Annotated in this window: 12 protein-coding genes; 10 read left to right on the top strand and 2 right to left on the bottom strand. The window is 70.8% G+C overall.

The features are described 5' to 3' along the window. The first annotated feature begins 237 nt into the window (after positions 1-237). From ACFYT4_RS35415 to ACFYT4_RS35380, 8 genes are all read left to right on the top strand, one after another. Positions 238-2,343 carry an acetate--CoA ligase family protein gene (locus ACFYT4_RS35415; protein WP_389278800.1) on the top strand — a complete coding sequence of 702 codons (2,106 nt, stop codon included), beginning with the start codon at positions 238-240 and terminating at the stop codon, positions 2,341-2,343. Further along, complete coding sequence (locus tag ACFYT4_RS35410; RefSeq protein WP_389278797.1) at positions 2,340-3,146, top strand: SDR family oxidoreductase; 807 nt, start codon at positions 2,340-2,342, stop codon at positions 3,144-3,146. Before ACFYT4_RS35415 ends, ACFYT4_RS35410 begins: the two co-directional genes overlap by 4 nt. Further along, complete coding sequence (locus ACFYT4_RS35405; protein WP_389278794.1) at positions 3,143-4,771, top strand: 5-guanidino-2-oxopentanoate decarboxylase; 1,629 nt, start codon at positions 3,143-3,145, stop codon at positions 4,769-4,771. Before ACFYT4_RS35410 ends, ACFYT4_RS35405 begins: the two co-directional genes overlap by 4 nt. An 87-nt stretch (positions 4,772-4,858) precedes the next feature. Next, positions 4,859-6,016 carry an acyl-CoA dehydrogenase family protein gene (locus ACFYT4_RS35400; RefSeq protein WP_389278791.1) on the top strand — a complete coding sequence of 386 codons (1,158 nt, stop codon included), beginning with the start codon at positions 4,859-4,861 and terminating at the stop codon, positions 6,014-6,016. A gap of 60 nt (positions 6,017-6,076) precedes the next feature. Then, positions 6,077-7,162, top strand: a complete 1,086-nt coding sequence (locus ACFYT4_RS35395; RefSeq protein ID WP_389278788.1) for an S-(hydroxymethyl)mycothiol dehydrogenase — start codon at positions 6,077-6,079, stop codon at positions 7,160-7,162. An 11-nt stretch (positions 7,163-7,173) separates the two neighbouring features. Beyond that, positions 7,174-7,791 (top strand): MBL fold metallo-hydrolase, encoded by a 618-nt coding sequence (locus ACFYT4_RS35390; RefSeq protein ID WP_389278803.1) that lies wholly within the window; start codon positions 7,174-7,176, stop codon positions 7,789-7,791. Between the two features lie 575 nt (positions 7,792-8,366). Further along, complete coding sequence (locus ACFYT4_RS35385) at positions 8,367-8,963, top strand: TetR/AcrR family transcriptional regulator (RefSeq protein WP_389278786.1); 597 nt, start codon at positions 8,367-8,369, stop codon at positions 8,961-8,963. Beyond that, positions 8,960-9,328: a DoxX family protein gene (locus tag ACFYT4_RS35380; protein ID WP_389278783.1), complete on the top strand. Its 369-nt coding sequence runs from the start codon at positions 8,960-8,962 to the stop codon at positions 9,326-9,328. Before ACFYT4_RS35385 ends, ACFYT4_RS35380 begins: the two co-directional genes overlap by 4 nt. Before the next feature lie 803 nt (positions 9,329-10,131). Here the strand turns inward: ACFYT4_RS35380 and ACFYT4_RS35375 are convergent. Next, a complete protein-coding gene (locus ACFYT4_RS35375; RefSeq protein ID WP_389278780.1) occupies positions 10,132-10,836 on the bottom strand; it encodes a hypothetical protein in 705 nt (234 codons plus the stop codon). 343 nt (positions 10,837-11,179) lie between these two features. Here ACFYT4_RS35375 and ACFYT4_RS35370 point away from each other — a divergent pair, with 343 nt between their 5' ends. Both ACFYT4_RS35370 and ACFYT4_RS35365 read left to right on the top strand, forming a co-directional pair. Next, a complete protein-coding gene (locus tag ACFYT4_RS35370) occupies positions 11,180-11,371 on the top strand; it encodes a toxin-antitoxin system HicB family antitoxin (protein ID WP_389278777.1) in 192 nt (63 codons plus the stop codon). Continuing rightward, positions 11,368-11,664: a hypothetical protein gene (locus ACFYT4_RS35365; RefSeq protein WP_389278774.1), complete on the top strand. Its 297-nt coding sequence runs from the start codon at positions 11,368-11,370 to the stop codon at positions 11,662-11,664. Before ACFYT4_RS35370 ends, ACFYT4_RS35365 begins: the two co-directional genes overlap by 4 nt. Positions 11,665-12,383: 719 nt before the next feature. Here the strand turns inward: ACFYT4_RS35365 and ACFYT4_RS35360 are convergent. Next, the gene (locus ACFYT4_RS35360) at positions 12,384-13,307 is read right to left on the bottom strand and encodes a hypothetical protein (protein WP_389278771.1); all 924 of its coding nucleotides are present in this window, start codon (positions 13,305-13,307) and stop codon (positions 12,384-12,386) included. Positions 13,308-13,484 lie beyond the last annotated feature (177 nt).

Raw genomic sequence — 13,484 nt, 5'->3', positions numbered from 1 at the left:
CCTCGTACTGGACGTACTTGGGCGATTCCGACAACGCAGCGAGTGTGCGTGCTGGGCGTCGCAGGCCAGGCGGGACTTTCGATACACGCCCTAGTGCCCGGGGCGCCGGCACCGGTCGGTACCCGCCGGGCAACGACCGGACACCGGCCGGACCGTGAGGCCCCCGCGCCCCGCCGGACTCCAGCCGGCCGGGGACCCAACCACCCAACCTCTTCGCTCAGAGAGGACGCCCGCACGATGTCTGCGATCCCACGCCCCCGCAGAACCGGGGACAGCGGCCTCGCCGTCTTCCGCGATCCGGCCTCGGTGGCCGTCGTCGGCGCCTCGGCCAATCCGGCCAAGTGGGGCTACTGGCTGGCCCGCGGCGCCCTCACGGGCCGCGACCGCCGCGCCGTCCACCTGGTCACCCGCGCAGGCGGCGAGATCCTCGGAACCCCGGCCGCCACCTCGCTGACGGACCTGCCCGAAGTACCGCAGCTGGTCGCTTTCTGCGTACCGGCCTCCCAGGTGCCGGGCGTGATCGACGAAGCGCTCGCCCTCGGGGTGCGCGGACTGCTCGGCATCACCGCGGGAGTACCCGACGAGCCCGCCCTCGCCGCCACGGTCGCCGCGGCGGGCGCCCGGCTGATCGGACCCAGCAGCCTCGGCCTGTACGACGCCGCCTCCGACCTCCAGATCGCGTGGGGCGACTTCCCGCCCGGCGCCCTGGCCGTCGTCTCCCAGAGCGGCCAGGTGGGCAGCGAGATCGCCCTGCTCGCGCGGCGGGCCGGCCTCGGCATATCCCGTTTCGTCTCCGTCGGCAGCCAGATCGACGTCACCACGGCCGACCTCCTGGAAGACCTCGTCGACCACGGCATGACTCGCGCCGTCGCCCTCTACGCCGAGAACTTCCAGGACGGCCGGCGGATCTCCGACGCGATCCGGACCCTGCGCGCCGCGGGCAAACCGGTCGTCCTGCTCGCCGCCGGCAGCAGCGAGGCCGGCGCCCGCGCCGCCCGCTCCCACACCAGCGCCCTCACCTCGCCGATGGAGTTCGTCGACGCCGCCTGCCGGGCCGCCGGCGCGCTACGGGTCGGCACGCCGTCCGACCTCGTCGACGTGGCCGCCTGCCTGCTGGGCGGCGGGATCCCCGACGGACCCAGGATCGGCATCGTCAGCGACAGCGGCGGACAGGGCGCCCTCGCCGCCGACCGCGCGAGCCGCCGCGGCCTGGCCGTACCGGAACTGACCCCGCCGCTCGCCTCCCGGCTCGCCGCCCTGCTGCCCGCCGGCGCGGCCACCGCCAACCCCGTCGACCTCGCGGGCGCGGGCGAACGGGACCTCGCCACCTACCGCGAGGTGGTGGCCGGCCTGCTGCGCTCCGGAGAGGTCGACAGCGTCGTCCTGTCCGGGTACTTCGGCCGGTACGGCCTCGACAGCCCGGCGCTCGCCGAGGCGGAGCAGCGCGTCGCGGCCGGACTGGCGGAAGCGGCCCGCGCCCACGGCCGGCCGCTGCTCGTACACTCCATGGGCCCCGACAGCGACACCGCCCGCACCCTGCGCGAGGCCGGGGTCCCCGTCTTCCCCACCATCGACGCCGCCACCGACGCCCTGGCCGGAGCGGTCGCCCTCCGGGCCCGCCCCGACCGCCCGGTCCGCCCGGCCACGGAGATCGCCGAGGGGGCCACCGCCACCCCGGCCGAGCCCGGATACTGGGCGGCCCGAGCCCTGCTGAGCGACGCGGGCATCGCCTTCCCGGCGGCCCGCCGGGTCTCCGACGCCCGGGAAGCCGGCGAAGCCGCGAAGGAACTCCGCGCCCCCTACGTCCTCAAGGCCGGCTGGCTGGAGCACAAGAGCGAAGCGGGCGGCGTGCGCACCGGCCTCGCCGGCGCACCCGACGCGGTCCGGGCCTTCAGCGAGATGCACGCGCGGCTGGGCGACGGACTGTATGTACTGGAGGAACAGGACGTACGGCCCGGCGTGGTCGAAGTGATCGTCGGCGGGAGGCGCGACGCACGCCTCGGACCGATGATCACCGTCGGTGCCGGCGGTACCGAGGCCGAACTGCACCGCGACACCGTCACCGAATGCGCGCCGGTGGATCTGGAGCAGGCACTCGCGATGCTCCGCGCCCTGCGCTGCGCCCCTCTCCTCGCCGGGTGGCGCGGACGGCCCGCGGTGGACACCGAGTCCCTGGCCGGAGCCGTGGTCGCGGTGTCCCACCTGGTCGCCCGGCTTACCGGTGACGGCGCCGAACTGGAGATCAACCCCCTGCGGGCCGGTGCCGACGGCGCGATCGCCGTCGACGCACTGCTCGTCACGGACCGGGACGACCGTGCCCCCGACACCATGGGAGAGTCATGACCTACCACGTACAGCCCGACGAATTCAGCGGACGGGTGGCCCTGGTCACCGGCGGCGGATCGGGCATCGGCCGGGCCATCGCCCGGCGCTGGGTGGCCGGCGGCGGCCATGTGACGGTCCTCGGCCGGCGCGAGGACGCGCTGCGGGGCACCGTCGAGCTCATCGAGGCCACGGGCGGCAAGGCCGACGCGGTGTCGTGCGACGTACGCGACGCCGCCGCCGTGGACGCCGCCGTGGACGGGGTGGCCGCACGGCACGGCCGGCTCGACGTCCTGGTGAACAACGCCGCGGGCAACTTCGTCCTGCCCGGCGAGGAACTGTCGCCCAACGGCTGGAAGGCCGTCATCGACATCGTCCTGAACGGCACCTTCCACGGCACCCGGGCCGCCGCCCGGCACATGCTGCCGCAGGGCAGCGGCGCGGTCCTCAACGTCATCGCCAGCTACGCCTGGCACGGCCACCCGGGCACCGTGCACAGCGCCGCGGCCAAGGCGGGCGTGCTCGCCATGACCCGGACCCTGGCCGTGGAATGGGCCGCCCGCGGTGTCCGGCTCAACTGCATCGCCCCCGGCCCCACCGAGACCGAAGGCGCCTCCGCCGCGCTCTGGCCGACCCCGGCTGCCCGCGAACACGTGCTCGGCAGCGTCCCGGCCGCACGGTTCACCACCCCGGAGGAAGTGGCCGAGTCCGCGGCCTTCCTGATCGGGGACCGCGCCGCCTACGTCACCGGCGACGTGCTTGTCGTCGACGGCGGCCAGTGGCTCGGCAAGTCCGTCTACACCACCGGGCAGCACGGCGCATGAGCGCCACGGACCACACGGACGCCACGGTCTCCGGGGCCGTCCTCAGCGGGGGCGAGGCGCTCGTCGCCGCCCTCGACACCCACGGCGCCCGCACGGTCTTCGGGATCCCGGGGACCCACAACCTGCCGATCTACGCCGCGCTCGCGCAGTACGGCATCCGGCACGTCTCGCCCCGGCACGAGCAGGGCGGCGCCTTCGCCGCCGACGGCTGGGCCCGCGCCGGCGGCCGGCCCGGGGTCTGCATCACCACCACCGGACCCGCCGTGCTCAACACGACGACGGCCGCCGCCCAGGCGTACTCCGACTCGGTCCCCCTCCTCCTCGTGTCGCCCGGCCTGCCCCTGCGCCACCCCGGCCGCGGCAACGGCTACCTCCACGAGGTCAAGGACCAGCACGCCGCGCTGGACGCCGTCGTCGCCTACAGCCACCGCGTCACCAGCGTGGAGGAGATCCCGGCGGCCGTGGCCCAGGCGTACGCGGCGATGGCGACCGGACGGCCCCGCCCCGTACACCTGGAGATCCCGCTCGACCTGCTCGACGAGCGGGTACCGGTCCAACTGGTCGCACCGGTACCGGTACCGCCCGCCGCCCCCGCGGCGGCCCCCGTCGCGGCCGCCGCCCGGGCACTCGGCGACGCCGAACGGCCCGTGGTCATCGCGGGCGGCGGGTGCAGCGGGGCCGCCCCCGAACTGCTCGAACTCGCCGAGCGGCTCGGTGCTCCGGTCGTCACCACCGCGAACGGCAAGGGCGTCTTCGACGACGGCCATCCGCTCGCCATCGGCGCCGGGGTCCACCACGCGGCGGTCCGCGCCCTGGTGGCCGACAGCGACGCGGTGCTCGCCGTCGGCACCGAACTCGCCCCGGCCGACCTGTGGAACGGCCCCCTCGACATCAACGGACCGCTGGTGCGGATCGATGTCGACGCCCAGGCCGTCATCACCAACGCCCGGCCGGACATCGCCGTCGTCGCCGACGCCGCCCTCGCCCTGCGGGCGGTCTGCGACCGGCTCCGGCCCGGCGGGCCGGCCGTACCGGGCCACGCCCGCGCCGCCGGAGCCCGTACCGCCTTCACCGCGCAGGCGCGGGCCGAAGGCGCCGGCTACCTCGGACTCACCGCGGCCCTGGCCGGGGCGCTCGGCCGCGACGGAATCCTCGTCGGCGACTCCGCCATGGCCTGCTACTACGGCGCCCTGTCGAACCTGCCCGCCCACCGTCCGCGGTCGTTCCTCTACCCGACAGGCCTCGGCACCCTCGGCTACGGACTGCCGGCCGCCATCGGCGCCAAACTCGCCCGCCCCGAGACACCGGTGATCGCCCTGCACGGGGACGGCGGGATCATGTTCACCATCCAGGAACTCGCCTCAGCGGCCCAGTTGCGGCTCCCCCTGCCCGTCGTCGTCTCGGACAACGGCGGCTACGGAGAGATCCGCAACGAGATGGCCGACCGCGCGGACCCCGTCCACGCCGTCGACCTGCCGAGCCCGGACTTCGCCGCGATCGCACGGGCCATGGGCTGCCACGGCCTACGGGCCGACAGCTGCGAACAGCTCGCCTCCTCCCTGGAGTCGGCGCTCACCGCCGACCGCCCCACGCTCATCCACCTGCCCGAGGACGCCGCCCGCTGAAGCACGGCGGTCCGGGACGGTCACACCGAGCCTCCCGGACCACCGGACCGCCGGTCAACCGCCCCACCCCAACACCGGAGGAAGACCATGAACGCCATCGACGAACCGTGGCCGCTCACCGACGAACAGCGGGCGGTCGTCCAGCTGTGCCGCGACTTCGCCCGCAACGAGATCCGTCCGCGCGGCCGTGAGGTCGACGAAGCCGATGTCGTCACCCCGGTCGACATCTGGCGCAAGGCCGCCCGCATCGGGATCACCGACTTCATGCTCCCCACCGAGGTCGGCGGGGGCGGCTTCACCGACGTGTTCACCCAGTGCCTCGTCCAGGAAGAACTCTGCTTCGGCGACGCCGGCATCGGTAACCTGATGTGTTCCAACGGCTTCTTCGCGGACCCCGTCCTGGAACTCGGCACCGAAGAGCAGAAGGAGCGCTGGCTGCGCCCGCTCACCGGCCCCGACGCGCCGATGACGGCGCTCGCCACCACCGAGCCTGGCTCGGGCTCGGACGCCGCGTCGATCAGGGCCACCGCCCGGCGCGTCGAGGGCGGGTACGTCCTGAACGGCCAGAAGGCATGGATCTCCAACGCCGGAGCCGCCCGTTTCTACGTCGTCTTCGCCAAGACCGACCCCGCCCAGCGCTCCAGGGGCGTCACCGCCTTCCTCGTGGAGGCCGGTGCCGAGGGACTCGGCACCGGCGAGCCGATGCGGAAGATGGGCCAGCGGGCGATCGTCTGCCGGGAGCTGTACCTGTCCGACGTGTTCGTGCCCGAGGAGAACCGGCTCGGCGAGGAGGGCCAGGGCTTCCGCGGCCTGATGCGCACCTTCGACATCTCCCGCATCGTCCTCGGCGCGGCCTCCGTCGGCGCCGCCCGGGCCGCGTACGAGTACGCCCGGGACTACGCCCGGACCCGCGTCCAGTTCGACAAGCCCATCATCGAGCACCAGGCCGTCGCGTTCCGGCTGGCCGACATGGCCAACCAGATCGAAGGGGCCCGGCTGCTGGTGCTGCGCGCCGCGCGGGCGGTGGACTCCGGGGCGGACGTTACCGGCCTGGCCGCCATGGCCAAGCTGACCGCGTCGTCGACCGCGATGTTCTGCACCTGGGCCGCGGTTCAGACCCTCGGCGGCTGGGGCTACTCGCGCGAGTACCCGGTGGAGCAGTGGATGCGGGACGCCAAACTCGAAGAAATCGAAGAGGGCACGTCGGACATCATGCGCATCGTGATCTCGCGTCACCTTCCCTGACACCGATCCGACATCTCGCGGCCCCCTGACACCGATCCGACAACGAGAAAGGCCGTGTACATGGCACAGCAGGTACGAGGCGTGGTGGCCCGGGCGAAGGGTGAACCCGTCCGATGGGAGACCATCGTGGTGCCGGGCCCCGGCCCCGGCGAGGCCGTGGTGAAGATCAAGTCGTGCGGCGTCTGCCACACCGATCTGCACTACCGGGAGGGCGGGATCAGCGACGAGTTCCCCTTCCTTCTCGGCCACGAGGCGGCCGGCACGGTCGAGTCCGTGGGCGAGGGCGTGACCGAGGTGGCACCCGGTGACTACGTCGTCCTCAACTGGCGGGCCGTGTGCGGGATTTGTCGCGCCTGCCGCCGCGGCCGCCCCTGGTACTGCTTCAACACCCACAACGCGAAGCAGCGGATGACCCTGACGGACGGCACCGAGCTGTCCCCCGCCCTCGGTATCGGCGCCTTCGCCGAGAAGACCCTGGTCGCGGCGGGCCAGTGCACCAGGGTCGACCCGGCCGCGTCGCCGGCCGCGGCCGGTCTGCTCGGCTGCGGCGTCATGGCCGGCATGGGTGCCGCGATCAACACCGGCGGCGTCGGCCGCGGCGACTCGGTCGCCGTGATCGGCTGCGGCGGTGTCGGCGTGGCGGCGATCGCGGGCTCGGCGCTCGCCGGTGCGGGGCGCATCATCGCCGTCGACATCGACGACCGGAAGCTGGAGACGGCGCGCAAGCTGGGCGCCACCCAAACCGTCAACTCCCGTTCCCAGGACGCCGTGGAGGCGATCCGCGCACTCACCGGCGGCCACGGCGCCGATGTCGTCATCGAGGCGGTCGGCCGCCCGGAGACGTACGAGCAGGCGTTCTACGCCCGAGACCTGGCCGGTACCGTCGTCCTGGTCGGCGTCCCGACCCCTGAGATGCGCATCGACCTGCCGCTCCTGGACGTGTTCGGCCGGGGCGGCGCCCTGAAGTCCTCCTGGTACGGCGACTGCCTGCCGTCCCGGGACTTCCCGATGCTGATCGACCTGTACCAGCAGGGACGACTGGACCTGGACGCCTTCGTCACCGAGACCATCGAACTGGACGGCGTCGAGGAAGCCTTCGCCCGCATGCACAAGGGAGACGTACTCCGTTCGGTGGTGCTGCTGTGAGCGGCGTACGCATGGAACGCCTGGTCACCTCCGGGACCTTCTCCCTGGACGGCGGCACCTGGGAGGTCGACAACAACGTGTGGATCGTCGGCGACGACCGCGAGGTCCTCGTCATCGACGCGGCCCACGACGCCGACGCGATCGCCGAGGCCGTGGGCGACCGTACAGTGGTCGCCGTCGTGTGCACCCACGCCCACGACGACCACGTCAACGCCGCCCCCGCCCTCGCCGGGCGGACCGGGGCCCCGATCCTGCTGCACCCGGACGACCGGGTGCTCTGGGAGCAGACACACCCCGACCGGAAGCCCGACGGCGAACTGTCCGACGGGCAGGTCCTGACCGTCGCCGGCACCGGACTCACGGTGCTCCACACGCCCGGCCACGCGCCGGGGGCGGTCTGCCTCTACGCACCAGAGCTGGAAATGGTCTTCACCGGGGACACCCTCTTCCAGGGCGGCCCCGGGGCGACGGGCCGGTCGTTCTCCGACTTCCCGACGATCGTCGACTCGATCCGGGACAGGCTGCTCCCGCTGCCGCCGGAGACCGTGGTCCGTACCGGGCACGGCGACAGCAGCTCCATCGGCGACGAGGCACCGCACCTGGCCGAATGGATCGCCCGGGGCCACTGAGCCTTTGTCAACCTCGAATTGAGGCGTGCTGATGAAGGATCAGGGACGGCTTTCACGATGCCGGTGATCCGCTTGGTGCTGCCACGCCGTGGCACCTCGGACCAGGCTGCCGGTCGCAGATTCGGCTCTGGCTCGCTGTCGGTGGTAACGAACGGTGGCGATCGTTACATGCAGTGATTCGCCCAGCTCAGGCTGCAATACGACACCGGGGTTCTGGGATCGCCGCCAAGAAGGGCGGGAGTTCCGGGTGGACATCCGCACGGCTCAATCAGGCACCCTGTCCATGACTTTCCGTCACCACCGAATCTGCGACAGAGCCGCAGAGGTTCTGGCTCGCTTTCCGTTTGCGCCGTGAGGCGCTGTTGGTTCGAGTGGAGGTGAAGGACCTGCACCAACTTCCTGTCCCAGCAGGTGAGTTGAAGCTGAGGGCAACCTGATCCGGATGATGCCGGTGTCGGGAACGGGCTGGTTCGACAGCTCCTCGTGCCTGGCCGTGACGTGTGCCAGGTTCGCGGCTACGGAGGCGAGGCGCCCGCGCCTTGCGTCGGTGTAGCCGCGCCGACTATCCTCTGAACATGTTCACTGAACGTGTTCAGGAAACTCGCGCCGAACGAAAACGGCGGACCACCACCCGCATCGTCGAGGCCGCCGAAAGCCTCTTCCAGGAGCGTGGCTTCCAGGGCACAACGGTGCGACAGATCGCGACGGAGGCGGGTGTTTCCGTGGGTGCCGTCATGGCAGTGGGGGACAAGGAGTCTCTGTTGAGCCTTGTCTACGACCAAGCCATCGCCGCCCGCATCCCCGTGCCCCCGGCGGTGGAGTCCGCAGCCGCCGCGGTCGACTACCTGGCCCATTACTTCGACCCGTTCCTCGATTTGTTCGCCGAGAACGACGAACTCGCGCGCGCGTACTTCCGGGCCCTGACCCGAGGACAACCCGAGAACGCGGCCCTCGGCGAGCTGCGCACGCTGACAGAGGAGAATCTCACCGCCGCGATGGTGAAGGCGGGAATACCCGGCCCCCGCGCCCGGCACGGTGCGCAGGTGATGTTCACCAGCTACCTGGGTGAGCTGATGCTGCTCGCCGCGGGATCCACCGACCGGCAGCAGACGGCAACCGGGATCCGGCGCACCGCCGAATTCGTCACCGGATACGAAGAGAGTGACCGATGACCCTCTCTGAACTCCCGTCTCCCGTCTGGCCGATCCTGATCCTGCTCGGGATACAGGCGGGCGACGCCGCAATGATGATCCGTCCACCGGGATTCATCGTCGATTGTCTGGACGGCGTACGGTTCCCGCGCGACTGGTGGTGGGCGCTGGTCACCGTCAAGGCGGCCTCTGTGGTGGGGCTCATCGTCGGGCTCTGGGTGCCCGGCGTCGCCATGACGACCACTGCCGCGATCGTTGTCTACTTCCTGGCGGCCGCCGCATCCCACATTCGCGCGCGAGCCTTGAACTCCGCGTTCTGGGTCAACTGCCTGGGCATGCTACTGCTGTCCCTGGCTGTGCTCATCGTGAGCTTCGTGAGGCTGTAGCTCACCACGGGCGCTGTCGTTGTGGCAGTGTCGGGATCGCCCTCAGGCACGACGTCACAGGGGGCCTCCGTCAATGGTTTCGCGTTCGTCGCAGGGGTCTGGAGTCGGCGCCTCATGTCATGAGTTCGCGTCCGCGTACCAGTCGGCAGGCATGCAAGCGGGCATGCATGCCTGCAACCCCGTGGCAAGCGGCGACGAGTACGCGCAGACCGTCGCCCTTCCGACCCGTCCGGGCACCTGGGAGCTTTGCAAGTCATCTCATTTGGTGAGCCTGCGGTAGCAGCTGAGGGTGCTGGTCCGGCGGTGTCGTCCAAGCCGCTGCCAGGACTGGTGAACCAACGAGCCCACCATACCCACAGAACCAACGAAAACCTCAGTATTAGGTCGACGAAGTCGTTCTTCTTGGGGTGCGGATCACACGCAAGGAATTGGGCCCAGCGAACGCTTGCAGTAGGAGTTCTTATGGGACCTCCTCTGTCCGCAGGTGCACCAGAACCGGCATGGAAGAGAGAGCTGCTGGCACAGACCCTTCGGCTCTATTGAGGTACACGAGCACGGAGTAATCTCTATGGGCAGATTCGGACGCATACCCCTCCTCGTCTTCCCAATTCTCCTCCACGGAAATCTCGTTGGAACTGCACGCGTTGGCAAGAAAGTATGTACCTCCCTTGTGTGAGCTATCACGCTCCTGAAACTTATATCCGAGCAGGTTGGTCAAATCTTGCGTGATCTGTCGCAAAGAAACAGAATTGGCGCCGTACAGGAAGTAATTACTCACTGGGGATCCTTTTGGATTGAAAGCACTAAAGACTTCGCCATGGCGGAGCAGAAGCTGGCCCCGGGACGGGATATCCGATCTGCGTCAGATCCTCGGCCAGGTCAGCGAGGTCGACGCCCGGGTTCAACGCAGAGACCACGCCCTGAGTAAGAGGCCGCAGGGCATAGACGTGACGGACGGCCTCGATGTTCACCGCGACCTCGTAGTAATCCTCTGCGAACTGCTGATATGCCTCGGGACGGCCATCCACCAAGACGTCGAACAGCCGCTCCGCGCTGTCGCCGTCCTGTACACCCGCAGGCAGGGCCTCGATGGTCCCGGCCCTCCACTCGGAGTCAGCCCGTTCACGCCAGAAGCACACGGTTGCCCTCGGTGTTCCGTCGTGCCCGCTGAACGCGGGTTCCGAGACGTGGTGGAGAAACGCCGCTGGCACTCCATCGAACAGCCCTGGCCACGGAACCGGAGGCGTGACCCGATGCGGGCTCATCGGTGACTCGTGATCGAACCCGCGGGCATACGCACCCGCTGGAGAGAAGACGATCGAGTAGTCATTGCCGCAGCCGTCGCGCATAGAGGCCATCTCCTCGGCCGGCGACCACTGAGAGTCGAACGAGTAGAACCGCGACTCCCAGTCCGGGCTCATGACGGAGTCGAGGGCAGCCATGGCTCGGGAGCGATTCCGAATGATCGAGATCTCCGGCAGCTGACGAGTGAGCTCATAGAAAGACACGACTCCATCCAAGCCGATCCCACTGACAACACCCCCACCAGCACCCACTTGACACCAATGATTCCACAGAACGCCCTGGCGAACTTGCTATGGATTCATGGCCCGTTGGGCTCGCGGCGGCAGAGGACGGGCTGTGCCGCTACGCCTCCGAGTGGGTCACAGCTCTGCCCTGCCGCCCGGCTGCACAGGCGGCAGGCCTGGGAGACGGTGCCCGCCCGGCACGAGCACCCCGGGGACAGACCACGGGACGACCGGAGCCCGGGCGAGGACCCTGCCACCATTTGATGCTACCGCCACCTGATGGCATATGGCGGTTGCCTGGGTCGGTTGCTATGTTTGGTGCATGACTGTGATGACACTGCGCATGCCGGATGACGTGGACGCCTCGGTCCGCCAGGCCGCGGCAGCGGCCGGGCTGTCCCTCAACGCGTACATCGTGCGCGCGGCACAGCGGGCGGCGGTGCTCGACGCAGCACGGCAGCTGGCGTCCCTGGGGCTGGGGGACGATCTGTGCGGTGAGGGCGACACTCTGTGAACAGAGGCGACATCTGGACCCTGGCCGACGGCCGCTCGGTGCTCGTTGTGTCGCTGACCGGGCTGGAGGAAACGTACGGCGCTGTGCTGTCCATCGTGCTCCATGACGCCGGACGGTATCCGGACACGGCCATGAGCGTCGGGATCCTGGAGCCGGTGCCCTGCACAGCGGTCGCGGTGAACCTGGTCCAGCTGCGACTGGCCCGCTTCGAGGGCGCCGAACGAAGGGGCCCGGTCAGGGCCGACGTCCTGGCCAGGGTGGACACCGCACTGCGGGCCGTACTGGACCTGTAAAATCCCGCCCTCCTCCCAAAAGAACGCATAACCGCGGGGGCCGACCCGGCACCGCACGCCCCTCAAGGCCCGCGGTGAGGGCGGCACCCGCAGGACGAAGCAGCGCACCCGCGCCGCGGCCGCGCGCCGCGGAGCCGTCCGAGTTCGCCGCTTTCGCCAGGGCCTGATGGCGGAGCGGGCCTGGGTGGGAGCTTTCGGCCGCCGGCGGAACCGTGCTGGACCAGTGGCCCGCCATAGCGGCCGCCGTCGCGCCGCAGCTGCCCGACCGTGTCCAGGACGTCGCCTTCCACCCCGAGACCGGCCGGCTGGACCTGCGCCCAGACTCCCCGGCCTACGCCACCCAGCTGAGGCTGATCAGCGCCAGCGTCATTGCCGCGGCCAACGACACGGCCGGTACGCAGGCGGTTCGCTGCATCCGGGTCCTGGCGGCCGGCGCCGCACCCGCACCCCGAACCGTCCCCAAGACCCCCGCTGGCGCACCGGACGCCCCGCAGGCACCGGTGAAGACGCGCCAGACGGCGTCCACGGGCTATCGAAAGAACGCTCGCCGCGCACCAGGCGCCCGCGCCCGCACAGCGGGTCGACCCGGCCACCGTGCAGGCGATCGAGCGGCGGACCGCCGCGCTGCGCGAGCTGTCCCGCATTGCCTTTCCCGAACCCGGTGTCGTCCTGGACGATGCACCGGCCCTGATCGAGCAGGCCCGCGCACAGCGCCGCCATCAGTCTGCGGCGACCGAGGCCGCCGCGCTGCGCCGGGCCCGTGCCAAGGAGCCGGCCACCAGATGGAGCCGCAGCGCCTGGAGTAGATGGCGTGATTCGGCGAAGCGGCCGGTTGAGGGTGTCTGTGCTCGGGCGAGGGCGTCGTCCAGGGAGTCGAGGAGCTCTCCGAAGGTGGTCTTCTCCTCGTCGTACTCGAAGGTCATGGCGGCGGCGAGTGCCGCCCACCGGTCGGTGCTGCGCCCGCAGTGGTCCAGCAGGACATTCAGTCCGACCTCGGGTTCGTGGCGGGAGAGGACCTCGTCGGCGGGGACCTGGCGCAGGTGCTCCAGGGTGCGGTGGCGGGAGTCGACGACAGCCCGGTAGATCTCGGAGCGGGAGAGGATCTCACCGGCGGCGGGGGAGTCGAGCCAGGACTGCAGGACGGCCACGGGGTCGGGGTGCTGGGCGAGTTCGTCGTCGTTGTGCAGCCGCGGCACACCGTCGTCTTCGTCCTCGGCGGCCGGGACGGCCGCCGCCGTGTTCTGGAACCAGCCGGGGCCTTCGGCCTTCTCTGCGATCCAGGCCGGCTCGGCGGGGTGCAGCATGTGGAGGACGTGGCTGACGGCGGCGTGCGGGGTGTGGGGGTTGGCGGCAAGGGTGGCCAGGGCTGCGACCCGGCGGTGCTCGGAGTGGCGTTCCAGGAGCCGGGTCGGGCGGTCGTGGTCGGGGTCGACGCTGTCGATGATGCGGATCGGGGTCTGGTTCGGCGCGGGGGAGACGACGGCCGGCTGGTCCAGGGATGCGAGCTGAGCGCAGGCTCCTGCGAGGTGGTCGGGGTTGGCGCTGAGGAGGGCCAGGTCTTCGGCGAGGCGCAGGATGCGGCCGTCGGATTCGTGGTCGTCGGCCTGTTTCTCGGGCAGGCTGAGCAGCCGGCCGCGGGTCACGAGGGCGTCGGTGGCCGCGTGCCTCAGCCCGGCAGCCGCCGGATCCAGACGCCGGAGGCGATCGACGCCGGGCCGGCGGACGCCCTAGACGAGTCATTCCGAATGCTGGCGGTGTGTCTGGGAACGCAGACAGGGCGTCCAAGATCGTTCTGTGACGAATGAGCTGGACGCCCTGCT

The organism is Streptomyces sp. NPDC004609 (genome assembly GCF_042873655.1).
Lineage (GTDB): Bacteria > Actinomycetota > Actinomycetes > Streptomycetales > Streptomycetaceae > Streptomyces.
This window is presented reverse-complemented; position numbering and strand designations above follow the sequence as displayed.